The 21,708-nt window shown below is 72.6% G+C and carries 21 protein-coding genes; 8 read left to right on the top strand and 13 right to left on the bottom strand.

Annotated elements, in window-relative coordinates:
* Positions 1–14 precede the first annotated feature (14 nt).
* Positions 15–929 (top strand): SDR family oxidoreductase, encoded by a 915-nt coding sequence (locus DQE82_RS20450; protein WP_064446698.1) that lies wholly within the window; start codon positions 15–17, stop codon positions 927–929.
* Here the strand turns inward: DQE82_RS20450 and DQE82_RS20445 are convergent.
* Positions 920–1,912, bottom strand: coding sequence for a YafY family protein (locus DQE82_RS20445; RefSeq protein WP_113973517.1), 993 nt, complete (start codon positions 1,910–1,912; stop codon positions 920–922). The two genes, DQE82_RS20450 and DQE82_RS20445, sit on opposite strands and share 10 nt — an antisense overlap.
* A gap of 40 nt (positions 1,913–1,952) precedes the next feature.
* Here DQE82_RS20445 and DQE82_RS20440 point away from each other — a divergent pair, with 40 nt between their 5' ends.
* Both DQE82_RS20440 and DQE82_RS20435 read left to right on the top strand, forming a co-directional pair.
* A complete protein-coding gene (locus tag DQE82_RS20440; protein ID WP_043328041.1) occupies positions 1,953–2,744 on the top strand; it encodes an EI24 domain-containing protein in 792 nt (263 codons plus the stop codon).
* A gap of 1 nt (position 2,745) precedes the next feature.
* The gene (locus DQE82_RS20435; RefSeq protein ID WP_113973516.1) at positions 2,746–3,264 is read left to right on the top strand and encodes an O-acetyl-ADP-ribose deacetylase; all 519 of its coding nucleotides are present in this window, start codon (positions 2,746–2,748) and stop codon (positions 3,262–3,264) included.
* On the opposite strand, the gene DQE82_RS20430 is transcribed toward DQE82_RS20435, so the two are convergent.
* The 7 genes from DQE82_RS20430 to DQE82_RS20400 all read right to left on the bottom strand — a co-directional run bounded on the left by DQE82_RS20430 (position 3,257) and on the right by DQE82_RS20400 (position 10,793).
* A complete protein-coding gene (locus tag DQE82_RS20430) occupies positions 3,257–4,162 on the bottom strand; it encodes a GNAT family N-acetyltransferase (RefSeq protein ID WP_113973515.1) in 906 nt (301 codons plus the stop codon). The genes DQE82_RS20435 and DQE82_RS20430 overlap by 8 nt on opposite strands.
* Positions 4,163–4,270: 108 nt before the next feature.
* Positions 4,271–5,278 carry a LacI family DNA-binding transcriptional regulator gene (locus DQE82_RS20425; RefSeq protein WP_113973514.1) on the bottom strand — a complete coding sequence of 336 codons (1,008 nt, stop codon included), beginning with the start codon at positions 5,276–5,278 and terminating at the stop codon, positions 4,271–4,273.
* A 19-nt stretch (positions 5,279–5,297) separates the two neighbouring features.
* On the bottom strand, positions 5,298–6,665 hold the full coding sequence (locus DQE82_RS20420) for a GH1 family beta-glucosidase (protein WP_113973513.1): 1,368 nt from the start codon (positions 6,663–6,665) through the stop codon (positions 5,298–5,300).
* Positions 6,662–7,495 carry a carbohydrate ABC transporter permease gene (locus DQE82_RS20415; protein ID WP_030504579.1) on the bottom strand — a complete coding sequence of 278 codons (834 nt, stop codon included), beginning with the start codon at positions 7,493–7,495 and terminating at the stop codon, positions 6,662–6,664. The genes DQE82_RS20420 and DQE82_RS20415 overlap by 4 nt, the downstream gene beginning before the upstream one ends.
* Positions 7,492–8,481, bottom strand: a complete 990-nt coding sequence (locus tag DQE82_RS20410; RefSeq protein ID WP_064446692.1) for a carbohydrate ABC transporter permease — start codon at positions 8,479–8,481, stop codon at positions 7,492–7,494. Before DQE82_RS20410 ends, DQE82_RS20415 begins: the two co-directional genes overlap by 4 nt.
* Positions 8,482–8,551: 70 nt before the next feature.
* Positions 8,552–9,859, bottom strand: a complete 1,308-nt coding sequence (locus DQE82_RS20405) for an ABC transporter substrate-binding protein (protein ID WP_113973512.1) — start codon at positions 9,857–9,859, stop codon at positions 8,552–8,554.
* 178 nt (positions 9,860–10,037) lie between these two features.
* On the bottom strand, positions 10,038–10,793 hold the full coding sequence (locus DQE82_RS20400) for a maleylpyruvate isomerase family mycothiol-dependent enzyme (RefSeq protein WP_043328053.1): 756 nt from the start codon (positions 10,791–10,793) through the stop codon (positions 10,038–10,040).
* Between the two features lie 70 nt (positions 10,794–10,863).
* Between DQE82_RS20400 and DQE82_RS20395 the strand changes: the two genes are divergently transcribed.
* Entirely contained in the window at positions 10,864–11,955 is a 1,092-nt protein-coding gene (locus DQE82_RS20395) for a UDP-N-acetylmuramate dehydrogenase (RefSeq protein ID WP_113973511.1), read from the top strand.
* A 277-nt stretch (positions 11,956–12,232) separates the two neighbouring features.
* Here the strand turns inward: DQE82_RS20395 and DQE82_RS20390 are convergent, their stop codons facing one another.
* A complete protein-coding gene (locus DQE82_RS20390; RefSeq protein WP_113973510.1) occupies positions 12,233–13,015 on the bottom strand; it encodes a class I SAM-dependent methyltransferase in 783 nt (260 codons plus the stop codon).
* The gene (locus tag DQE82_RS20385) at positions 13,015–13,779 is read right to left on the bottom strand and encodes an SDR family NAD(P)-dependent oxidoreductase (protein ID WP_064446850.1); all 765 of its coding nucleotides are present in this window, start codon (positions 13,777–13,779) and stop codon (positions 13,015–13,017) included. Before DQE82_RS20385 ends, DQE82_RS20390 begins: the two co-directional genes overlap by 1 nt.
* Positions 13,780–13,950: 171 nt before the next feature.
* Here DQE82_RS20385 and mshA point away from each other — a divergent pair, with 171 nt between their 5' ends.
* From mshA to DQE82_RS20370, 3 genes are all read left to right on the top strand, one after another.
* Positions 13,951–15,312 carry a D-inositol-3-phosphate glycosyltransferase gene (gene mshA / locus DQE82_RS20380; RefSeq protein ID WP_043328056.1) on the top strand — a complete coding sequence of 454 codons (1,362 nt, stop codon included), beginning with the start codon at positions 13,951–13,953 and terminating at the stop codon, positions 15,310–15,312.
* 45 nt (positions 15,313–15,357) lie between these two features.
* Positions 15,358–15,891: a YbjN domain-containing protein gene (locus DQE82_RS20375; RefSeq protein WP_043328058.1), complete on the top strand. Its 534-nt coding sequence runs from the start codon at positions 15,358–15,360 to the stop codon at positions 15,889–15,891.
* Between the two features lie 77 nt (positions 15,892–15,968).
* Complete coding sequence (locus DQE82_RS20370; RefSeq protein ID WP_113973509.1) at positions 15,969–16,913, top strand: hypothetical protein; 945 nt, start codon at positions 15,969–15,971, stop codon at positions 16,911–16,913.
* Between the two features lie 374 nt (positions 16,914–17,287).
* Here DQE82_RS20370 and DQE82_RS20365 read toward each other — a convergent pair whose 3' ends face one another.
* Both DQE82_RS20365 and DQE82_RS20360 read right to left on the bottom strand, forming a co-directional pair.
* Positions 17,288–18,538, bottom strand: a complete 1,251-nt coding sequence (locus DQE82_RS20365) for an MFS transporter (protein WP_113973508.1) — start codon at positions 18,536–18,538, stop codon at positions 17,288–17,290.
* 80 nt (positions 18,539–18,618) lie between these two features.
* Positions 18,619–19,944, bottom strand: a complete 1,326-nt coding sequence (locus DQE82_RS20360; protein WP_113973507.1) for an MFS transporter — start codon at positions 19,942–19,944, stop codon at positions 18,619–18,621.
* Between the two features lie 150 nt (positions 19,945–20,094).
* Between DQE82_RS20360 and DQE82_RS20355 the strand changes: the two genes are divergently transcribed.
* On the top strand, positions 20,095–20,862 hold the full coding sequence (locus tag DQE82_RS20355; protein WP_113973506.1) for a phosphoglyceromutase: 768 nt from the start codon (positions 20,095–20,097) through the stop codon (positions 20,860–20,862).
* Positions 20,863–20,966: 104 nt separating this feature from the next.
* Here DQE82_RS20355 and phoU read toward each other — a convergent pair whose 3' ends face one another.
* Positions 20,967–21,611 carry a phosphate signaling complex protein PhoU gene (gene phoU, locus DQE82_RS20350; RefSeq protein WP_064446849.1) on the bottom strand — a complete coding sequence of 215 codons (645 nt, stop codon included), beginning with the start codon at positions 21,609–21,611 and terminating at the stop codon, positions 20,967–20,969.
* Between the last annotated feature and the right edge of the window lie 97 nt (positions 21,612–21,708).

Below are 21,708 nucleotides of genomic sequence, written 5' to 3'. Positions count from 1 at the left end.
GACACGGTGATCCCATGAACTCACCACTGACCGGAACTGTCGCGCTCGTCGCGGGCGCGACCCGGGGCGCCGGCCGGCAGATCGCCGTGCAGCTCGGCGCCGCCGGCGCCACCGTCTACGCCACCGGCCGCACCACCCGCGAGCGCCGCTCCGAGATGGACCGGCCGGAGACCATCGAGGAGACCGCCGAGCTGGTCACCGCCGCCGGGGGCACCGGAATCGCCGTCGCTGTCGACCACCTCGACCCCGAGCAGGTACGCGCCCTGGTCGAGCGGATCGACGCCGAGCAGGGCCGCCTCGACGTGCTGGTGAACGACGTCTGGGGCGCCGACCCGCTGATCACCTGGGAGAAGCCGGTCTGGGAGCAGCCGCTCGACGCCGGTTTCCGTACGCTGCGGCTGGCTGTCGACACGCACATCATCACCAGCCACTTCGCGCTGCCGCTGCTGATCCGCAACCCGGGCGGCCTGGTCGTCGAGGTCGGCGACGGCACCAAGGAGCACAACGACAGCGAGTACCGCCTGTCGGTCTTCTACGACCTGGCGAAGGTGTCGGTGAACCGGCTCGGCTTCAGCCAGGCGCACGAGCTGGCCCCGCACGGCTGCACCGCCGTCGCGCTCACGCCGGGCTGGCTGCGCTCGGAGGCGATGCTCGAACACTACGGCGTCACCGAGGCGAACTGGCGTGACGGCGCGAAGACCGAGCCCCACTTCGTCATGTCGGAGACGCCGGCGTTCGTCGGGCGCGCGGTCGCGGCCCTGGCCGCCGACCCGGACCGGGCCCGCTGGAACGGCAAGTCGCTGGACAGCGGCGGTCTGGCCCAGGTGTACGGCTTCACCGACGTCGACGGCAGCCGCCCGCACTGGGCCCGCTACTACGAGGAGGTGGTCAAGCCTGGTAAGCCGGCCGACCCGGACGGCTACCGCTGACCGTCGGCCGGCGGATCGGTGTAGAGCGCCGCCGCGCGGCGGGCCGCCTCGGCGAAGCGCGCCCGCAGCCGCGGCGGCGCCAGCACCTCCACCTCCGGGCCGAGCGCCAGCAACTGGGTGTACGCCACGTCCACCGACTCGACAGGCAGCCGCAGCACCAGCCGGCCCTGATCGTCCGGCGGACCGGCCGCGTCGACCGCCTCGGTGTAGACGAACGGCGCGTCCACCAGGTGCCGAAGCGCCCGCAACCCGGCCGGGCCGAGCCGCACGGTGACCCGCTCGCGTAACAGCTCGCGCAGGAACGCGCCGGCCTGTTCCCGCCAGTACGCCCCGAGGTCGAAGTCCTCGTCCCGGTCGAAGCCGTCGGCACCCACGTCGACCGCCACCACCCGGTCCACCCGGTACGTCCGCCAGGCGTCACCGACCCGGCCGACCAGGTACCAGACCCCGTTCTTCAGCACCAGCCCGTACGGCGCCAGCGTGCGGGTCACCTCGCGGTCCCCGCGCCGGTAGCGCAGCTCCACCATCAGGTCCCGCCAGACGGCCCGGGCCAGCTCGGCGAGGGCGGGCGGGGGCGCGGTCTCCCGGAACCAGCCGGGGACGTCCAGGTGGAACCGCTGCCCGGTACGCGCGGGCGCGTCCCGCAGGCTCGGCGGCAGCGCGGCGAGCACCTTCAGCTCGGCGGCGGCCACCGAGTCGGCCAGTCCCATGTCCCCTGCCGGTCCGGGCAGCCCGGCCAGGAACAGCGCCTCGGCCTCGTCCCGGCTCAACCCGGTCAGCCGGGTCCGGTAGCCGCCCAGCAGCCGGTAGCCGCCGGCCCGGCCCCGGTCCGCGTACACCGGGACACCGGCGGCGGAGAGCGCCAGCACGTCCCGGTAGACGGTCCGCTCGGACACCTCCAGCTCGCGGGCCAGCTCGGCAGCGGTCATCGTCTCCCGCGACTGGAGCAGCAGCACAAGCGAGATCAGCCGGGACGCACGCACCGGCCCATTGTGGTGCACCGGCAGATTAGGCTGTGCCGTCGTGAACGCCTCCCGTACGATCGCGCCGGTCACCGGCGCGGCCACCCGCTTCCTCGGCGGCGCCGGGCTGCTGCTGCGCGGCTTCGGCATGTACGTCCGCAGCCCGAAGCTGATGCTGCTCGGCGTGATCCCGGCGCTGATCACCGGCGCGCTCTACGTGGCGTTGTTCGCCACGCTGCTCTACTTCGTCGGCGACCTGGCGGGCTGGCTCACCCCGTTCGCCGACGACTGGTCGTCGCCCTGGCGCAATCTGCTGCGGGTCGCCGCCGGGCTGGCGGTGGTCGGGGTCGCCGGGCTGGTCGGGGTGCTCACGTTCACCGCCGTCACGCTCGTCATCGGCGACCCGTTCTACGAGGCGATCTCGGAGCGGGTCGAGGACCGGCTCGGCGGCACCCCCGGCGCCGTGGACGTGCCGTTCTGGTCCTCGCTGCGACGCAGCCTCGCCGACTCGTTGCGCCTGGTGGCGCTGTCCGCGCTGATCGGCGTACCCCTGTTCGCCGCCGGTTTCATCCCGGTGGTGGGACAGACGGTGGTCCCGGTGGTCGGTGCCCTGGTGGGTGGCTGGTTCCTGGCGCTGGAGCTGGTCGGCGCGCCGTTCTACCGGCGCGGGATGCGGCTGCCGGACCGGCGGGCGCGGCTGCGGGCCGACCGGCCGACGGCGCTCGGCTTCGGGGTGGCGGTCTTCCTGTGTTTCCTGATCCCGCTCGGCGCGGTGCTGGTCATGCCGGCCGCCGTGGCCGGGGCCGCGCTGCTGGCCCGCCGGTCGCTGGGCCAGCCGATCGAGGAGAGCTGAGATGGACACCGTCCTGATCGAGGGGGACATCACCGCGCAGCAGGTCGACGCGATAGTCAACGCCGCCAACTCGTCGCTGCTCGGCGGCGGGGGCGTGGACGGCGCGATCCACCGGCGCGGCGGCCCGGCGATCCTGGAGGAGTGCCGGGCGCTGCGCGCCTCCCGGTACGGGCGCGGGCTGCCCACCGGCCAGGCCGTCGCCACCACCGCCGGCAACCTGCCCGCGCGCTGGGTGGTGCACACGGTCGGGCCGGTCTTCTCGCCGGGCGAGGACCGCTCGGCGCTGCTGCGCGACTGCTACGCCAACAGCCTGCGCGTCGCCGACGGGCTGGGCGCGACCCGGGTGGCGTTCCCGCTGATCTCCGCCGGGATCTACGGCTGGCCGGTCGAGGACGCGGTGGCGCAGGCGCTCACCGTGCTGCACGCGGCCACCCCGGTGCACGTCACCGAGGCGCGGCTGGTGCTGTTCGGCGCCGATACGTACGCCACTGCGGTGCGGGTGGCCGCCGGGCTCAGCTGAGCGTGCGCCGGCACGACCACTGGCTGTCCACCGGCCGATAGCCGAGGGCCGCGTTGATCGCCAGCATCGGCGCGTTCGCCTCGTCGTTCGAGGTGTACGCGGTCCGTACGCCGCGCGCCGCGGCGGCGTGCAGCGCGGCCTGCTTGGTCAACCGGGCCAACCCCCGGCCCCGGTACGCGGACAGCGTGCCGGTGAAGTCCGACCACATCCGGTCGCCGTCGCGTTTCACCAGGCTCAACGCGACCAGCTCGCCGTCCACCTCGGCAACCGTGCTTGCCTCCCGATCGAGCCCGAGGTTCTCCCAGCACTCGTGGTGCCAGAGGTCGTAGTCGAGCGTGTCGGTCGGCACGTCACCCGGCTCGTCCCGGGCCGACTCGGCGTCCACCCGGTGGACCCGGCGCGGGTCGAGCCCGGCGGTCGGCAGCAGCCGTACGCCCGGCGGCGGCGTCGGCATCGGCGGGGCGGTGCGCAGGTCGAGCGCGGAGTAGCGCAGCTCCCGGCTGGGCGTGAAGCCGTGCCGCTGCGCGAACGGCAGCGACTCGGTGCGGGCGTGGGCGAGCACCCGGGTCGACCCGAGCGCCCGTACGCGGCCGAAGGCGTGGTCGAACAGGGCGGTGCCGATGCCCTGGCGGCGGTGGTCCGGGTGGACGTGAAGCATGGCGATCTCCCCCACCCCGGGCGTCGAGGTCTGCGTGTTGCGGTACGCCGACGCCCAGCCGACGACGTCGCCGTCCGCCTCGGCGACCCAGGCCGCCCAGTCCTCGCCGGGCGGTGGTTCGGCGATCATGCGGCGGGTCGACTCGACGCCGCGCACCAGATACGGATAGACGAGCGCGCGTAACGCCACCACGGCGGGCGCGTCGTCGGGACGGGCGGGACGGATCTCGGCTGCACTCATCCGGCGGACCCTAGACCCGCCGCCACCCGCCCCGCGACCGGTTAACGCGGAGCGGGCTGTTAACAAGGGCCCCCTCCTCTACCTGAGGCGTTAAGAGGGGGCCCTTCCTTACGCGGACTCGCGCAGCACCAGCTCGGTGGGCAGCACCAGCGCCTGCTCGACGTCCTCGCCCGCCGCGATGCGCAGCAACTGCCGGGTCATCGACCGGCCCAGCTCCACTATCGGCTGCCGCACGGTGCTCAGCGGCGGTTCGGTGTACGCGGCCGTCTCGATGTCGTCGAACCCGATCACTGCCACGTCCTCGGGCACCCGCCGCCCGGCCTCCCGCAGCGTCCGCAGGGCGGCGTGCGCCATCAGGTCGGAGGCGGCGAACACGGCGTCCAGTTCCGGGTCGGCGGCGAGCAGCTCCCGCATCGCGGCGGTGCCCGACTCCCGGGTGAAGTCGCCGTACGCGACCAGCTCCGGCAGCCCGGCCTCGGTGATCGCGCTGCGGTAGCCGATCAGCCGCTCGATTCCGGCGACCATGTCCTGCGGCCCGGCGATGGTGGCGATCCGACGGCGTCCGCTCGCGATCAGGTGCTGGACCGCCGTGCTCACGCCGCCTTCGTGGTCGACGTCCACGTACGGCACGTCGGCGCCGTCCAGCGGCCGTCCGCTGCACACCACCGGGATGCCGAGGCGGGCCAGCCGGCCGGGCAGCGGGTCCTCGCCGTGCAGCGAGGCGAACAGCACCCCGTCGACGTGCCGCCCGGTGGTGTACCGCTCGACCCGTTCGTGTCCGGCCGGTGAGCCGGCGAGCATCAGCACGAGCTGCTTGTCCGCCGCCTCCAGCTCCTGCGCCGCGCCCCTGATGATGCCCGGGAACACCTGGTCGTCGGAGAAGACCCGGGTGGCCGCCTCGGGCAGCACCAGCGCCACCGAGTCGGTCCGCTGGGTGACCAGGCTGCGGGCGGCGAGGTTCGGGACGTACCCGAGTTCCTCGACCGCCCGGCGTACCGCCTGCCGGATCGGCTCGGCCACAGTGGTCGAGCCGTTCACCACCCGGGAGACGGTGGCCCGGGACACGCCGGCCAGCCGGGCCACCGCCTCCAGGGTCGGTCGCTGTGCCGTCGTCATCCCCGTAACCACCACCTCGTCACAGCCCGTTCCGGGCGATCACCTCCTGGTACCAGCGGGCGCTGTGCTTTGGTGTGCGCCGCTGGGTCAGGTAGTCGACGTGGACGATCCCGAATCGCTTCCGGTAACCCTCGGCCCATTCGAAGTTGTCCAGCACCGACCATACGAGATAACCGCGCAGGTCCACGCCGCGGGCGATGGCTTCGTGCGCCGCGCGCAGGTGCCCGTCGAGGTAGGCGACCCGGTCGGTGTCCGCCACCCCGCCCTGCTCGTCGAGGTCGGTGTCCGGAAACGCCCCGCCGTTCTCGGTGATCATCAGGGGCAGCCCGGGGTGGTCGGCGGCCACCCGTTCCAGCAGCCGGGTCAGCCCGGCCGGCTCGATCGACCAGCCCATGTCGGTGAGCGGCCCGGCCGGCGGCAGGAACTCGACGGTCCCGGCGGTGCCCGGGTACGCGTCCCCGCCCGCGCCGCCCGCCCGCCCGGCCACGTAGGTGGGCGCGTAGTAGTTCAGGCCGAGCAGGTCCAGCGGCGCGGCGATCAGCTTCTCGTCCCCGTCCCTGATGAAGTCCGGCGCGACGATCCGGCTGACGTGGGCCAGCACGTCCGCCGGGTAGCCGCCGCCGGTGAGCGGGTCCAGGAAGATCCGGTTGTGCAGGCCGTCGACCAGCCGTACCGCCTCGGCGTCCGCGGCGCTCGCGGCGTCCGCCGGCTGCACGTCGGCCAGGTTGAGCGTGATCCCCAGCGTCTCCACGCCGGCCGCGCGCAGCGCCCGCGCCGCCAGGCCGTGGCCGAGCAGCAGATGGTGTACGGCCCGGAACGCGTCACCGGCGTTCCGCCGCCCCGGCGCGTGCACCCCGGAGCCGTACCCGAGGTAGGCCGAGCACCACGGCTCGTTGAGCGTGGTCCAGGTGCGGACCCGGTCGCCGAGGCGGCCGTGCACGGCGAGCGCGTACTCGGCGAAGTGCTCGGCGGTCTCCCGGACGGTCCAGCCGCCCCGGTCCTCCAGCGCCTGCGGCAGGTCCCAGTGGTAGAGCGTGACGATCGGGTCGAGGCCGGCGTCCAGCAGCGCGTCGGTCAGCCGGTCGTAGAAGTCGAGCCCGCGCGGCTCGACCGGGCCGGTGCCGTCCGGCCGCACCCGGGGCCAGGACACCGAGAACCGGTACGCCCGCAGCCCCAGCTCGGCCATCAGCGCGACGTCCTCGGCGTACCGGTGGTAGTGGTCGCAGGCCACGTCGCCGGTGTGGCCGGCGAACACCGCGCCCGGCGTACGGCTGAAGGTGTCCCAGATCGACGGACCGCGACCGTCCTCGCGGGCGGCGCCCTCGATCTGGTACGCCGCGGTGGCCCCGCCCCAGACGAAGCCCTCCGGGAATCGGACGTTGCTCATGCCTTGACCGCACCTTCCATGATGCCGCCGATGATCTGGCGGCCGAAGACGATGAACACCAGCAGCAGCGGCAGCGTGGCGATGGCCGTGCCGGTGAACACCTGCGACATGTCCTGGTAGTACCCGTCGGAGAGGGCCCGCAGCGACAGCTGCACCGTCGGGTTCTCCGGGTCGTTCAGCACCGCGTACGGCCACAGGAAGTCGTTCCAGGTGGTCATGAACGTGAGCAGGCCGAGCACGGCGGCGGCCGGGCGCAGCGCGGGCAGCACCACGTTCCAGTAGATCCGGGCGGTGTTGCAGCCGTCCATCCGGGCCGCCTCGATCAGTTCGGTGCTGACCGCCTGGCCCGCGTACTGGCGCATCATGAACACGCCGAAGCCGGTGACCAGCGCCGGCACGATCACGGCGGGCAGCCGGTCGTTCCAGTTCAGCTTCGTCATGAGCAGGTAGAGCGGGATCACGCCGAGCTGCGTCGGGACCATCATGGTGGCGACGATGACCAGCAGCAGCGCGTTGCGCCCCCGGAAGCGCAACTTGGCGAACGCGAACCCGGCCAGCGTGGAGAAGAACACCACCGAGATCGTGACTGTGGTGGCCACGATCGCCGAGTTGATCAGGCCGGTCAGGAAGTACGCGTCGGTGTTGTCGAACAGCCGGGCGATGTTGGCGCCGAGGTTGCCGCCGGGGGTGAGCGGCGGCGGCACCTGGCCCATCGTGTCGCTGGTGCGGCTGGCCACCACGAACATCCAGTAGATCGGGAAGATCGACAGGACGGCCGAGAGCGTCAGCGCCAGGTAGGTGAGCCGGCTTGCCGACCAGAGGCGGGTCATCGGGAGACCTCCTTGCGGGAGCCGCCGCCGAGCCGGCGCAGGAGCAGGACGTTTATCGCCGCGACCACGGCGATCAGCGCGAACAGCAGCCAGGCGACCGCCGACCCGTAGCCGAAGTTGTAGTGCGGCGCGAAGGCGTTCTCGAACATGTACATGGTCACCGTCTGCGACTCCCGCAGCGGTCCGCCGCGGATCGCGTTGGTGCCGGAGTTGAACATCCGCGGCTCGGTGAAGAGCTGGAGGCCGCCGATGGTGGAGATGATGACCGCGAAGATGATCGTGGGCTTGAGCAGCGGCACCGTGATGGACCAGAACTGGCGGGCCCGGCCGGCGCCGTCGATCGCCGCCGACTCGTACAGGTCGCGGGGGATGGCCTGCATGGCGGCCAGGAAGATCAGCGCGTTGTAGCCGGTCCAGCGCCAGTCGACCATCGTGGAGATGGCGACCCAGGCGGCGAACCGGTTCGCCTTCCAGTCGATCGCGCTGATCCCGACGTGGTCGAGCACCCAGTTGATCATGCCGAACTCGCGGCCGAACAGGACTGCGAACACGATCGCCACGGCGGCGGTCGAGGTGACGTTCGGGATCAGCACCGCCATCCGCCAGGTGGTACGGGCGCGCAACTGCCGGTTGAGCAGGTTGGCCAGCCAGAGCGCGGCGAGCAGCTGCGGGACCGTGGAGATCACGAAGATGCCCAGCGTGTTGACCACCGAGTGCCAGAAGTCCGAGTCGGCGAGCAGCTGGGTGTAGTTGTCGAAGCCGATGTACGGGTGTTCGGCGCCGAGCAGGTCCCAGTCGTGCAGCGAGACCCAGAACGTGTACGCCAGCGGGTACGCCCCGAAGACGCCGAACAGCAGGAAGAACGGGGCGATGAACAGGTACGGCGAGTACTTCGTGTCGAGTCGGCTGAGCCGGTTGCCCAGGCCGGGACGGGTGGGGCGGGGTGCCGGTGCGACCGGCGGGCGGGCGTCGAGCTGGACGGCCATGACCCGGGACTCCTTTCCGCCGTGCGGGCGGCCCCCGTGGCCGGGTGGCCGCCCGCACGCGCTGCTCGGGTTACTTGGCGGCGGCCTTCTCGGCGTTGGCGACCGCGTCGCTCCAGCCCTGTTCCGGGGAGCGCTTGCCCAGCTCGACGCTGCGGACGGCGTTCTCGACCTCGGTGCGTACGGCCTGGTTCTTCGGTCCCATGTAGACCGGCTTCAGGCTCTTGGCGCCCTCGGCGAAGATCTTCCCGACCGGCGCCTCGGAGAAGTAGGCGTTCTTCGAGTCGATGATCGCCGGGTCCTCCAGCGCCTGCGGCGAAGAGGGCAGGGGACCCTTCGCCTTGAACGCGCCGATCTGACCCTTGGCGCTGGTCAGGAACTTGGCCAGCTCGATCGCCTCGGCCTGGTGCTTGCTCTGCTTCGGCACGGCGAGGAACGAGCCGCCCCAGTTGCCGCCGTTGCCGGGGATCTGGGCGATGTCCCACTTGCCCTTGGCGCCCGCGCCCGCGTTGCCCTCGATCACGCCGGTCATCCAGGCCGGGCAGGCGATGGTGGCGAACTTCGACTGCTTGAACGCCGACACCCACTCCTCGGACCAGGAGCCGTACTTGCCGGACAGCCCCGAGTCGATGATGTCCATCGTGGTGTCGTACGCCTGCTTCACCGCGGGGTTGCTGCCCACGACCAGGTTGTTGCTGGTGTCGTAGTAGCTGTAGCCGCTGCTGTTGCCGGCGGTCTGGAGCAGGATGGTGTTGAAGGTGTTGGTCGCGGCGTCCAGGAACGACGCGCCGGTCTTCTTCGCGGTGAACTGCTCGCCGACCTTGATGTAGTCCTGCCAGGTGGGCCAGAGCTTGGACACGGCCTCCCGGTCGGTGGGCAGGCCGGCCTTGGCGAACAGGTCGGTGCGGTAGCACATCGCCATGCCGCCTACGTCAGTGCCGAGGCCGATGAGCTGCTTGCCGTCGGCGGTGAGGCCCTGGTTCCACTTCCAGTCGAGGAAGTTGCCCTTCAGGTCGGCCGCGCCGTGGTCGAGCAGGTTGACGAAGTTCTGCGGGTTGGCCTTGTACTCGACGAGCAGGCCCTCCTCGATGGCGACCACGTCGCCGGCGCCCTTGCCCGCGGCGAGCCACTGGGTGAGCTTCGGGGAGTACTCGTCGAGGTTGCCGCCGGTGCCGCGCTCGACGATCTTCACGCCGGGGTGGCTGGCCATGTACTCCTGGTAGAGACCGGCGTAACCGAACTGGCCGAAGACGTCGACGGTGAGCGTTATCGGCCCGTCGGCGGCGGCATCGCCGCCGCCGCCGCAGGCGGTGGTGCCGAGCAGCGCGGTGGCGGCGACCACTGCAACCGCCGCCAGGCGGCGGCGCGTGAAGGTGAGCATGCTGTCCTGACCTCTCGGGTCGTCGAAACGGGTGGTGGAAGGCGGTTCCGGAACTTAGAGAGCGCTCTCACGACAGCGTGGTGGAGGGTCACGGACCTTGTCAAGAGAGCGCTCTCAGAGCTGTCCGAAAAGAAACGGAGAGGGGCGCCCGCCGCCCCTCTCCGTCCGGTGCCCGTCGTCAGCCGACCCGCAGGCCCCCCAGCAGGGCCGGGTCGCCCGCCACGTCCAGCGCGTCGAAGCTGATCCGGCCCATCAGCGCCAGCAGCAGATCGCTCGCCGTGCCGGCCACCTGTGCCCGGGCCCGGTGGTCGTCGTGGTCCAGGATCGTCGCGGTGTCCAGCAGCGCGACCCCCTCACCCCGCAACCGCAGGTACCACTCCTGGGCCGCGTCGGTCGCGGTCAGCTGCACCACGCCGCGCCACTGCCCGGGCTGCACCCGCCGGCCCGCCGGCAGCCAGGTGTCCAGCACCTCACTCACCCCGTCGGCCGCGAGCTTCGCCTCGATCGGATCACCCGCACCGATCGCGAGCTGGGCGTCCCAGCGGTGCACGGCCGTCTCGTGCGCCATCCGGCGCGGCCAGAAGGCCGCCTTCTTCGGCTGCGGCGCGAAGTTCCAGGCCGGCGCCTCCGGATCCGCCGCCTCCAGCAGCGCGGTGATCCGCTCGTACTCCCGCACGTACCACTGGGCCGGCGTCAGGTCCGCCGGCGGCTCCGGGTCGTGCCGCTCCGGGCGGGTGGTGCCACCGGCGGTCAGCACGGTGCCCGCCCAGACGTACACGCGGGTCAGGTGATGGGCGAGATCGGTGACCGTCCAGCCGGGACAGGACAGCACGGGTGTCTCGGGCGGCGCCTCCGAAACCGCCGCGGCGAAGGCGGGACCCTCCGTGCGCAGCGCGCCGATCCAGAAGTCCTTCGTGTGGTGCAGTCTGCTCATCGCCATCCTCCCGGGGGTGACCGGGCCACCAGTGGGTGCGCCGGCTACCCCTCAGCCTAGGGTGAAAGGCGTGTCAGACGTCTACGCCGAACCGGCTACTGCCGGTGAACCGACCGATCCGGCCACCCTGGCGCGCTACACCACGCTCCGGCTCGGCGGACCCGCCGGGCGGCTGGAGATCGCCGAGGACGCCGCCCAGATCGTGCGAAAAGTGCAGGAAGCGGAGGCCCGCGAGCAGGCCGTGCTGGTGCTGGCGGGCGGCAGCAACGTCGTGATCGGCGATCAGGGCTTCCCCGGCACCGTCGTGCTCGTCCGCTCGCGCGGGTTCCAGGCCGTGGCCGAGGAGGGCGACACCGTCACGGTACGTGTCGAAGCCGGCGAACCGTGGGACGACTTCGTCGCCGCCACCGTCGAGCGCGGCTGGTCCGGGCTGGAGTGCCTCTCCGGCATCCCCGGCTCGGCCGGCGCGACACCGATCCAGAACGTCGGCGCGTACGGCCAGGAGGTCGCCGAGACCATCGTCGCCGTCGAGGCGTACGACCGGACCGAACGCCGGGTGACGCGGATCGCGGCGGCCGACTGCGGGTTCGTCTACCGGGGGAGCATCTTCAAGTACAGCGACCGCTGGGTGGTGCTCTCGGTCGACTTCCGGCTCACCCGGTCCCCGCGCTCCGGCCCGGTCCGCTACGCCGAACTGGCCCGGGCGCTCGGCGTCGAGGTCGGCGACCGGGTGCCGCTGGCCGACGCCCGGTCCACCGTGCGGAAGCTGCGCGCCGGCAAGGGCATGGTGCTGGACGCGGCCGACCCGGACACCTGGTCGGTCGGCTCGTTCTTCACCAACCCGGTGCTGCCGGGCGAGGTGTTCGAGCAGGTACGGGAACGCGCCGCCGAGGTGGGTGAGCCGCCGCACTGGCCGGGCGCCGACGGCACGGTGAAGGTCAGCGCCGCGTGGCTGATCGACAAGGCGGGGTTCGGCAAGGGGTACGCGGGCCCGGAGGGCGTCGCCATCTCCAGCAAGCACACGCTCGCGCTCACCAACCACTCCGGCAGCGCCAGCACGGCCGCGCTGGTGGCGCTGGCCCGCGAGATCCGAGACGGCGTCCAGTCCCGCTTCGGCGTAACCCTCCACCCCGAACCAGTCCTGATCAACTGCACCATCTGACCCGCGCCCCCGCCCCCCGCCCCCTCCCACTCCCCCTCCCACCCCCGCGATCTTGCACTTCCGGCCCTCGGTCCGAGCGGTTTGACCCGTTCTGCCGGGGCAGCAAGTGCAAGATCAACGCTGGACTCGAAGGGTCCCGGCGAGGGTTCCAGGGGAGGGGTGACGTCTCCCTTGATCTTGGAGTTGTGGTGGCTCGTGAACTGGGCCAAACGAGGCAAGGTGGGCGCCACAAGTCCAAGATCGGCGGGGCGGTGGGCGGTGGGCGGGGGCGGGCGGGTCAGCGGGGGGAGATGGCGGGCCAGGGGAGCGTGAGGTTGCCGTGGCGCCACGTACGAGGGCTGTCCCGGATCGGCCAGCCTGACTCCTTCACCGCCTCTACCGTCCGCAGCCAGCGCTGCCGGGGGCCGAACGGGGCGTAGCCGGCGGCCGCGCGCCACGCCTGCTCCAGCGCCTCGATCAGGTCGTGGATGCGTTCACCTGGGACGTTGCGGTGGATCAGCGCCTTCGGCAGCCGCTCGGCGAGCGTGGCCGGGCTCTCCAGCGTGGTCAGCTTCGCCGACAACGTGAGCGTGAGAGGGCCGGTGGCGTCCAGCAGCACCCAGGAGCCGAGCCGCCCCAGCTCGTCGCAGGTGCCCTCGACCAGCAGCCCGCCGGGCGCGAGCCGCCCGGTGACTGTGTGCCAGGCGTCGGCCACCTCGCTCTCGTCGTACTGGCGGAGCACGTTGAACGCCCGCACCAGCGCGGGACGCAGTCCGGCCAGCTCGAAGCCGCCCCTGGCGAACGTCAGCCCGGGCGGGTCGGCGGCGGGCAGGGCGGCGGCGACGCGTACCGGATCGATCTCCAGGCCGACCACCCGCACGTCGGCGCGGACGCCGGCCGCGAGACGGGCCCGCAGCTCGACCGGGGTGACCGGGGTGGCGCCGTAGCCGAGGTCGACCACGAGCGGGTCGGCGGCGGCGCGCAGCGCGTCGCCGCAGGTCTCGACGATCCAGTTGTCCACCCGCCGGAGCCGGTTGGGGTTGGTGGTGCCCCGGGTGGCCACGCCGAGCGGACGCTCCATCAGGACTCCCGGTGCACCTTGTGCTGTGCGGCCTGGGCCAGCGGGCGGACCACGAGCCGGTCGATGTTGACGTGGTGCGGGCGGGTCGCGCACCAGGCCACGCAGTCGGCCACGTCGTCGGCCACCAGCGGTTCGGCGACACCGGCGTAGACCGCCTCGGCCCGGTCGGCGTCACCGCCGAAGCGGACCAGGCCGAACTCCTCGGTCTTCACCATGCCGGGGTCGATCTCGATCACCCGGACCGGTCGGCCGCACAGTTCGAGCCGCAGCGTGCCGGCGACCGCGGTCTGCGCGTGCTTCGCGGCCGTGTAGCCGCCGCCGCCCTCGTAGACGACGTGCCCGGCGGTGGAGCTGACGATCACGATCGTGCCGGCGCCGGAGCGCTCCAGCGCCGGGAGCAGCGCCTTGGTGACGCGCAGCGTGCCGAGCACGTTGACGTCGTACATCCATTGCCAGTCGCCCACGTCGGCCGTCTCGACCGGGTCCAGGCCGCGCGCGCCGCCGGCGTTGTTGACCAGCAGCGTGACCGGCCCGGGGGCGGCCTCGGCCGCGGCGGCCAGCCCGGCGACCGACTCGTCCGAGGTCACGTCGCAGGCCACCGCGCTCGCCGCGCCGCCGGCCGCCTCGATCTCGGCGACCAGCGCGGCGAGCCGGTCGGTACGCCGGGCGGCGGCGAGCACGTGGAATCCCTCGGCGGCGAGCCGGCGGGCGGTGGCCGCGCCGATCCCGCTGGACGCCCCGGTGACGATGGCGACTGAAGTCATCCGGACATTGTCCACCGCCGCCCGGCCGCGCGCGGTGATGAGGTCCGTCACGCCGGGGACCCGGCGAAGGGCATTTCCGAACCCCGATGGGGAAGATGAGATCCGGCACACGGGTTGACCGAGAAGCGCCGGTCGTGCGGGACGGCATCAACCGTGACAGAGGGAGCGGACGTGGCGGATTTGCACACCGGTGTCGGTCGTCAGCGAGGTGCCCTGCCGTGGCCGCGGCCGCGCCGTATCGCCACGCTCTCGGTGCACACGTCGCCGCTGCACCAGCCCGGCACCGGTGACGCGGGGGGCATGAACGTCTACATCCTGGAGGTGGCCCGGCGGCTGGCCGAGGCCGACGTCGAGGTGGAGATCTTCACCCGGGCCACCGCCGGTGACCTGCCCCCGGTGGTCGAGGTGGCGCCCGGCGTGTCCGTCCGGCACGTCACCGCCGGGCCGCTGGAGGGGCTGACCAAGGAGGAACTGCCGGGCCAGCTCTGCGCCTTCACGGCCGGGGTGCTGCGCGCCGAGGCGGCCCGCCCGCCGGGCCACTACGACCTGATCCACTCGCACTACTGGCTCTCCGGTCAGGTCGGCTGGCTGGCCAAGGAGCGCTGGGGCGTACCGCTGGTGCACACCGCGCACACGCTGGCGAAGGTCAAGAACGCCCGCCTCGCCGCCGGGGACCGCCCCGAGCCGAAGGCCCGCGTGATCGGCGAGGAGCAGGTGGTCACCGAGGCGGACCGGCTGGTCGCCAACACCCGGGTCGAGGCCCGTGACCTGCTCGACCGGTACGCGGCCGACCCGGACCGGGTGGCGATCGTGGAACCCGGCGTCGACCTGGAGCGGTTCCGTCCCGCCGTCGGTGACCGGGACGCCGCGACCCGGGCCGCACGCCGCCGGCTCGGCCTGCCGGCCGACGGGTACGTGGTCGCGTTCGTCGGCCGCATCCAGCCGCTCAAGGCGCCGGACGTGCTGGTCCGTGCCGCCGCCGCGCTGCGTGAACGGGATCCGGCGCTGGCCGACGAGCTGACCGTGGTGATCTGCGGCGGGCCCAGCGGCAGTGGCCTGGACCGGCCCACCGCCCTGATCGAGCTGGCGCACGCGCTCGGCATCGCCGACCGGGTGCGTTTCCTGCCGCCGCAGACCGGCGCGGACCTGCCCGCCCTCTACCGCGCCGCCGACCTGGTCGCGGTGCCGTCGCACAACGAGTCGTTCGGCCTGGTCGCGCTGGAGGCCCAGGCGTGCGGCACGCCGGTGCTGGCCGCCGCCGTGGGCGGCCTGGTCACCGCGGTACGCGACGGCGTCAGCGGCATGCTCATCGACGGCCACGACCCGGTCGACTGGGCCCGGGCGCTGGCGCGCCTGCTGCCCGATCCGGTACGCCGTGCCGCGCTGGGCCGGGGCGCCGAGCGGCACGCCCGGGACTTCTCCTGGCACCGCACCGCCTCCGGCCTGCTCGCCGTCTACGGGGAGGCGATCACCGAGCACCGGGCCCGGCTGGCGCGGCGGCTCGGCGACCCGGCGATGCTGTGCTCCTGGTGATCACCCGTCCGGCGGCCCCGGTCGACCGGTCGTAGAGTGGGTGCGATGAGCCGCAGGAGTGAGGTCGCCGCGCTGATCGAGTCCGTCTGCGCCGAGCGCGAGCTGGAGTGGGAGTCGACCGGCGAGGCGTCGTACGCGGTGACCCTGCCGGGCACGCACAAGCTCAAGACGATCTGCAACCTGATCGTGGGCGAGCACGCGCTGCGGGTCGAGGCGTTCGTGATGCGCCAGCCCGACGAGCGCCGCGAGGAGCTGTGGGCCTGGCTGCTGCAGCGCAACGCCCGCATGTACGGCGTCTCGTTCTCCATCGACGCGGTCGGCGACGTCTACCTGACCGGTCGGGTCAACCTGGCCGGGGTCGACGCCGACGAGCTGGACCGGCTGCTGGGCTCCGTGCTGACGTACGCCGACGAGTCGTTCGACAGCATGCTGGAGATCGGCTTCGGCACGGCGATCCGCCGGGAGTGGGAGTGGCGGGTCAAGCGCGGCGAGTCGACTGCCAACCTGGCCGCGTTCGCGCACCTCTTCGAGCCGTCCGCCACTGCCGGATCGCCCGCCGGAGGTTCGGAGCCCTCCTGACGGGTATGCCGCCCCGCGCGGTGCGGAGCATTGGGACCCACCGCGGGCCGAGGACGGACTGTCGAGGAGCGTGTCCCATGGCTCAGCGCAACAGCTCAGGTCGCGGCACGACTGCGACCCGGACCAAGCGGCAAAGCGGCAACCATACGCCGAACACCCCGAGGGTGTCGGAGTCGGCGATCTCCCGGATGAAGGTGGACGACATCCGCAGCCAGCTCAAGCGGCGCGGGGTCTCCGGGATCTCCGCGCTGCGGAAGCCGGAACTGGTGAAGACCCTGGCGCGGACGATGCGCGGGGAGGGCGGCGCCGCGCGGCGCAGCTCCGGACCGGCCGGGCGGCCGGCCGCGACCCGCAAGAGCACCGCCGCGAAGAAGACCACTGCCCGCCGGGCCACGTCGCCGGCCAAGTCCGCGCCGGCCGCGCGGGCCACCGGTGCCAGGGCCAAGGCGACGGGTACGCGCAAGGCGGCCCCCGCCCGCGCCAAGGCCACCTCGTCGCGGGCGACCGCGACGCGCGCGAAGGCGGCCCCGTCCCGCGCGAAGGCCACGCCCGCCCGGGCGAAGAAGGCGGCTCCGTCGAGGGCGAAGGCCGCTCCTTCGCGCGCCAAGGCGGCGCCGGCCCGGAAGGCGACGTCGGCTCGGGCGCAGAGCGCGCCGACCCGTGGGCCGGCGTCCAGCCGGTCGATCGGATCGTCGCAGCTCATCACGTCGCTCGCGGACCGGCCGGAGCGTCCGGGCCGCAGCCTGGTCACCCGTAACCACGAGGTGATCCAGCGCTGGGCGCGGGCGCGGGGCGCGAAGCCGGCCACCATCGCCGGCACCGAGCGTGCGGGCCGGCCCGGGGTGCTGACGTTCAACATCCCCGGCTACCGGGAGAGCAGCCGGATCCGGGAGATCACCTGGGACGACTGGTTCCGGACGTTCGACCTGCGGCGGCTGAACCTGATCTACCAGGAGCAGATGCGGGACGGGCGGCAGAGCAACTTCTTCCGGACCGAGAACCCGAATCGCGAGGACGGCTGAGGTTTACGGGAATGGACCCCGGGAACCCGGTGTTTGCCATCCCAGGGACCGCAGCACGGACAGCCGGATTCCCGACACGGACGCTGTGACGGGCAAGACAGCGATCTGGGTTGAATCCGGAATCTGGGCGAACTAACTTTATTGCACCGCGTCACGCTTGTTTCCGTTCGGGGGAGCGGTGGATCGATCAGATCCGCGCAGGCGAGATGCGAAGATCGGGTGGAGCACGCCGTTGGGGGACGGTGCCACCCGTGGAACCGGCGGCGCGAGCGGGCGACGCTTACGGGGGTGAGTGTCGCCCGCCGCCGCCGGGCGTACGGTCAGAGCGCCCATCTCGACGGGGGTCGGGATGGGCGCTCTGCCGTTGTCGGCGCTCAGCGGGCTGACGAGACCGGTTCCACGGCTGCCGCCCGCAGCGCGGCGACCCGGCGCTCCCGGGGCGGCCCGGCGAGCAGGTGCCCGGCGGCGGCCAGCAGCCCGAGCACGCCGACCACCAGCCAGTGCCGCTCGCCCAGATGCTCCAGGCTGAGCCCGCCCAGCGCCGGCGCGACGAACGACGCGGCCGGGAACGTCAGGTAGAACACCGACTGGTAGCGGGCCCGCAGCTCGGGCGGGGCGAGGTCGGCGTTGATCTGCGCGTTCGGCGGTGCGGCGAGCATCTGCCCGGCCGTCCAGACCACCGCCGCGCCGAGGTAGAGCGGCAGCCCGTCGGCGACTGTCAGCGTGCCGAACCCGAGCGCCATCAGAGCGGTGGAGGCGGCCAGCACCGTCGACTTGCGGTACGGCTCGATGAGCCGGGGCACGAACAGCTGCCCGACCACGATGAGCGCCCCGCCGAGCGCCACCACCAGCCCGTACGCCGACGGGCGCAGGCCGTCCGCGCGCATCGCCAGCGGCATGATCGTCGAGGTCTGCATGGTCAGCACGGCCAGCAGGAACGTCAGCCCGACGAACACCAGGAACGTGCGGTCGGTGAGCGCGGTGTGCAGCCCGGGACGGCGTCCCATCACCGCCCGTGGCGTGAGCGCCGGCCGCCGGGTGAGCGTCTCCGGCACCTTCAGCGCGATCACCACCGCCGCCGCCAGCGTGGCTGCGGCGTCGACCAGGAACAGCGCGGTGAAGCTGGCCTCGGCGAGGATTCCGGCCAGCAGCGAGGCCACCGCCATGCCCAGGTTGAACGCCCAGAACTGCAGGTTGAACGCGCGGGAGCGGCGCGCCTCGGGCACCACGTCCACGATGGCCGCCACGAACGCCGGGCTGGGCATCGAGTGCGCCACCCCGACCAGCGTGGCTAGTACGGCGATCACCGCCAGGTGCGTGGTGAACGCCAGCGCCGCCATCAGCCCGGCGGCGACCAGGTGGGCGGCGAGCAGCGTGGCCCGCCGTCCCCAGCGGTCCGCCAGCACGCCGCCGAGCAGCGTGCCGGCCGCGCCGCCGATCCCGTACGCGCCGACCACCAGCCCGGCCAGCGACGGCGGGGCGCCCCGCGCGACGGTCAGGTACAGCGACAGGAACAGCAGCGCGAACGCGCCGGCCCGGTTGATCAGCAGGCCGGACCAGAGGTACCAGAACGTGGCGGGGAGCCCGCCGGCCGTGTCGTCCCACCAGCGCCGCAGGCCGTGCACCAGTCCTCCAGGAAGGTTTCCTTACCGATTCCGTCCCGTACGGTATCCACCCGCCTCGGGGCGGTCGCGTCGGGGCGTACTCAGGAACCGGCCCGGACCGGCGCGGCGGGTGCGGTGGCCGCGGCCTCGGCCGCCTCGGGCGCCGGGGAGGCGGTGGCGGTGACCGGCGCGACCGGCGTGCCCACTGCGCGCAGCGCGAGCGCGCGGCGCTCCCGGGCCGGGCCGGAGATCAGGTGGGCGACGGCCGCCACGACGCCGATGCCCGCGCAGCCGAGCCAGAGCGTGCTGTTGCCGGCTTGCTCGCGGACCAGGCCGCCGAGGATCGGCGCGGCGGCGCCGGCGAGCTGCCAGGACAGCGAGAAGACGCCCTGGTAGCGGCCGCGCAGCGCGGCCGGGGACAGCTCCGCGATCAGGGTGGCGTTGGACGGCGAGTTGAGCATCTCGCCGACGGTCCAGATCAGCACGGTCAGGCCGTAGAGCCAGACCGTGTCGGCGAACGCGGTGAGCCCGAAACCGGCGCCCATCACCAGCGACGCGAGCGCCAGCACGTGTGAGCGACTGCGGCCCTTGATGAGCCGGGGTACGAAGAGCTGGCCGACCACGATGAGCACGCCGTTGAGCGCGATCACCGAGCCGTACGTGGCGGGGCTGAGCCCGGAGTCGCCCATGGCGATCGGCAGCATCGAGATGTGCTGGAGGAACACCAGCGCGGCGAGCAGGTTGAGCGCGACGAAGCCGAGGAACACCCGGTCGGCGAGGATGGTGCGCAGCGCGCCGGCCGGCGCCGGCATCCCCTTGACCGGCAGTACGGTGACCGGGCCGCGGGTCTCGCCGACCTTGGCGAAGATGATCAGCGCGGTCACGAGTGTGGTGGTCGCGTTCACCAGGAACAGCAGCAGGTAGCTGCCCTGGGCGGCGAAGCCGGCGAGCACGGCGGCGCAGGCGAAACCGAGGTTGATGGCCCAGTAGTTCAGCGAGAAGGCGCGCAGCCGGTCCTTGTCCGGCACCACGTCGACCATCATCGCGCCGAAGGCCGGGCGGGCCGCCTCGGCGAACGCGCCGAGCAGCAGCGCGCCCACGGCGACCGCCCAGAGCGGCCGGGCGAGGCCCAGCGCGATCATCATGCCCGCCGCGCCGACGTGCGCGACGAGCAGCGTGGGCCGCCGTCCCCAGCGGTCGGTCAGGGTGCCGCCGATGGTGGTGCCGACCGCGCCGCCGGCGCCCCAGAGACCGATCACCAGACCGGCCTGGGCGGCGGAGAAGCCGCGTTCCTGGGTCAGGTAGATGGCCAGGAAGATCAGGACGAACGAGCCGAGCCGGTTGATCAGCGTGCCGGCCCAGAGGTACCAGAACGTCCGTGGCAGGCCACCCGCCGTGTCCTGGAACCAGCCTCGTACCGTCCGCATCCCGACGCCCCCGTGTGGTAATGACCGACCTGTTTAGAACGCCTTACAACCTAGTGCCGGGCCGGAGCCGTGGTCATCAGGTTTTCCACGTGGTGGTCGTCACGACCGGTCGGCGCGTGCCCGTCGCGCCGGTACGGCAGGATGATCGGCATGACTGCGAGCGAGGGGCCCACCGTCGGGACGCTGGTCCTGCTGCGGCACGGCGAGAGCGACTGGAACGCCAAGAACCTCTTCACCGGCTGGGTCGACGTCGACCTGACCACCAAGGGAGAGACCGAGGCGCGGCGCGGCGGCGAGCTGCTCCGCGAGCACGACCTGCTGCCGGACGTGGTGCACACGAGCCTGCTGCGCCGGGCCATCCGCACCGCCGAGCTGGCGCTGAACGCCGCCGACCGGCACTGGATCGCGGTGCGCCGGTCGTGGCGGCTCAACGAACGCCACTACGGCGCCCTGCAGGGCAAGAACAAGAAGCAGACCCTCGACGAGTACGGCGAGGAGCAGTTCATGCTCTGGCGCCGGTCGTACGACACGCCGCCGCCGCCGATCGACGACGCGGACGAGTGGTCGCAGGTCGGCGACCCCCGGTACGCGCTGCTGCCGACCGAGCTGATGCCGCGCACCGAGTGCCTGAAGGACGTCGTCGACCGGATGCTGCCCTACTGGTACGACTCGATCGTGCCGGACATCCTGGCCGGCCGGACGGTGCTGGTGGCCGCGCACGGCAACTCGCTGCGCGCCCTGGTCAAGCACCTCGACCAGATCTCCGACGAGGCGATCGCCAAGCTGAACATCCCCACCGGCATCCCGCTGCGCTACGACCTGGACGCCGACCTGCGTCCCCAGGTGCTCGGCGGCACGTACCTGGACCCGGACGCGGCCAAGGACGCCGCCGCCGCGGTAGCCAACCAGGGCCGCTGAGCTTGGTGTAAGGAAGGGTCCCTTTTTAACGCCTGCGGTAAAGGAAGGGCCCCTTATTAACGCTCGCTGTTAATAAGGGGCCCTTCCTTGCGCGCGGGCCGGGGTCAGGCGGACGTCGAACCGGTGATCAGGTAGACCACGTGTTCGCCCGCGTTCACCGCGTGGTCGGCGAAACGCTCGTAGAAGCGACCCAGCAGCGTCGCGTCGATCGCCGTCTCCACCCCGTACGGCCAGTCGTCGCCGAGCAGCACCCCGAACAGGCTCCTGTGCAGGTCGTCCATCGCGTCGTCGTCGCCGTCCAGCTCGGCGGCCACGTCGGCGTCCGGCTTGGCCAGCACGGCACCGATCTTCTCGGCCATCCGGTCGGCGATCCCGGCCATGTCGGTGAAGACCGGCCGCAGCTCCGCCGGGACGGCCGGGGACGGGTGCCGGCGCAGCGCCGTCTTCGCCACGTGGTCGGCCAGGTCACCCATCCGTTCCAGATCGGCTGCCACGTGCAGCGCGGTGATCATGGCACGCAGGTCGGAGGCGACCGGCGCCTGCCGGGCCAGCAGGTCGCAGACCCGCTCCTCCACGTGCCGGTACAGCTCGTCGATCTCGGCGTCCCGCGCGATCACCGTCTCGGCGGCCGTCCGGTCGGCGGTCAGCAGACCCTTCGTGGCCTGCCGCATGGCCGCGCGTACCGCCTCGGCCATGTCCACCAGCAACTGGCTGACAATCTGCAGGTCGGCCCGGAACTCGTCGCGCATCGTCACTTCCTGGGGTCGGTGCCGCGACCCCGAGGGGTACGGCGGGAGCAGGTGCGCGCCCCACGCTAGGCCGAACGGTCGGCACCAGGATGAACGT

It is taken from the genome of Micromonospora sp. LHW51205 (assembly GCF_003315815.1).
Taxonomy (GTDB): domain Bacteria; phylum Actinomycetota; class Actinomycetes; order Mycobacteriales; family Micromonosporaceae; genus Micromonospora; species Micromonospora chalcea.
This window is presented reverse-complemented; position numbering and strand designations above follow the sequence as displayed.

What these genes read in the sequence shown, in the direction of transcription:
- DQE82_RS20450 (WP_064446698.1), top strand. Translation starts at nt 15, where the DNA reads ATGAACTCACCACTGACCGGAACTGTCGCGCTCGTCGCGGGCGCGACC.
- DQE82_RS20435 (WP_113973516.1), top strand. Translation starts at nt 2,746, where the DNA reads ATGGACACCGTCCTGATCGAGGGGGACATCACCGCGCAGCAGGTCGAC.
- DQE82_RS20430 (WP_113973515.1), bottom strand. Translation starts at nt 4,162, where the DNA reads ATGAGTGCAGCCGAGATCCGTCCCGCCCGTCCCGACGACGCGCCCGCC.
- DQE82_RS20425 (WP_113973514.1), bottom strand. Translation starts at nt 5,278, where the DNA reads ATGACGACGGCACAGCGACCGACCCTGGAGGCGGTGGCCCGGCTGGCC.
- DQE82_RS20420 (WP_113973513.1), bottom strand. Translation starts at nt 6,665, where the DNA reads ATGAGCAACGTCCGATTCCCGGAGGGCTTCGTCTGGGGCGGGGCCACC.
- DQE82_RS20415 (WP_030504579.1), bottom strand. Translation starts at nt 7,495, where the DNA reads ATGACCCGCCTCTGGTCGGCAAGCCGGCTCACCTACCTGGCGCTGACG.
- DQE82_RS20410 (WP_064446692.1), bottom strand. Translation starts at nt 8,481, where the DNA reads ATGGCCGTCCAGCTCGACGCCCGCCCGCCGGTCGCACCGGCACCCCGC.
- DQE82_RS20405 (WP_113973512.1), bottom strand. Translation starts at nt 9,859, where the DNA reads ATGCTCACCTTCACGCGCCGCCGCCTGGCGGCGGTTGCAGTGGTCGCC.
- DQE82_RS20400 (WP_043328053.1), bottom strand. Translation starts at nt 10,793, where the DNA reads ATGAGCAGACTGCACCACACGAAGGACTTCTGGATCGGCGCGCTGCGC.
- DQE82_RS20390 (WP_113973510.1), bottom strand. Translation starts at nt 13,015, where the DNA reads ATGGAGCGTCCGCTCGGCGTGGCCACCCGGGGCACCACCAACCCCAAC.
- DQE82_RS20385 (WP_064446850.1), bottom strand. Translation starts at nt 13,779, where the DNA reads ATGACTTCAGTCGCCATCGTCACCGGGGCGTCCAGCGGGATCGGCGCG.
- DQE82_RS20375 (WP_043328058.1), top strand. Translation starts at nt 15,358, where the DNA reads ATGAGCCGCAGGAGTGAGGTCGCCGCGCTGATCGAGTCCGTCTGCGCC.
- DQE82_RS20370 (WP_113973509.1), top strand. Translation starts at nt 15,969, where the DNA reads ATGGCTCAGCGCAACAGCTCAGGTCGCGGCACGACTGCGACCCGGACC.
- DQE82_RS20360 (WP_113973507.1), bottom strand. Translation starts at nt 19,944, where the DNA reads ATGCGGACGGTACGAGGCTGGTTCCAGGACACGGCGGGTGGCCTGCCA.
- DQE82_RS20355 (WP_113973506.1), top strand. Translation starts at nt 20,095, where the DNA reads ATGACTGCGAGCGAGGGGCCCACCGTCGGGACGCTGGTCCTGCTGCGG.
- phoU (WP_064446849.1), bottom strand. Translation starts at nt 21,611, where the DNA reads ATGCGCGACGAGTTCCGGGCCGACCTGCAGATTGTCAGCCAGTTGCTG.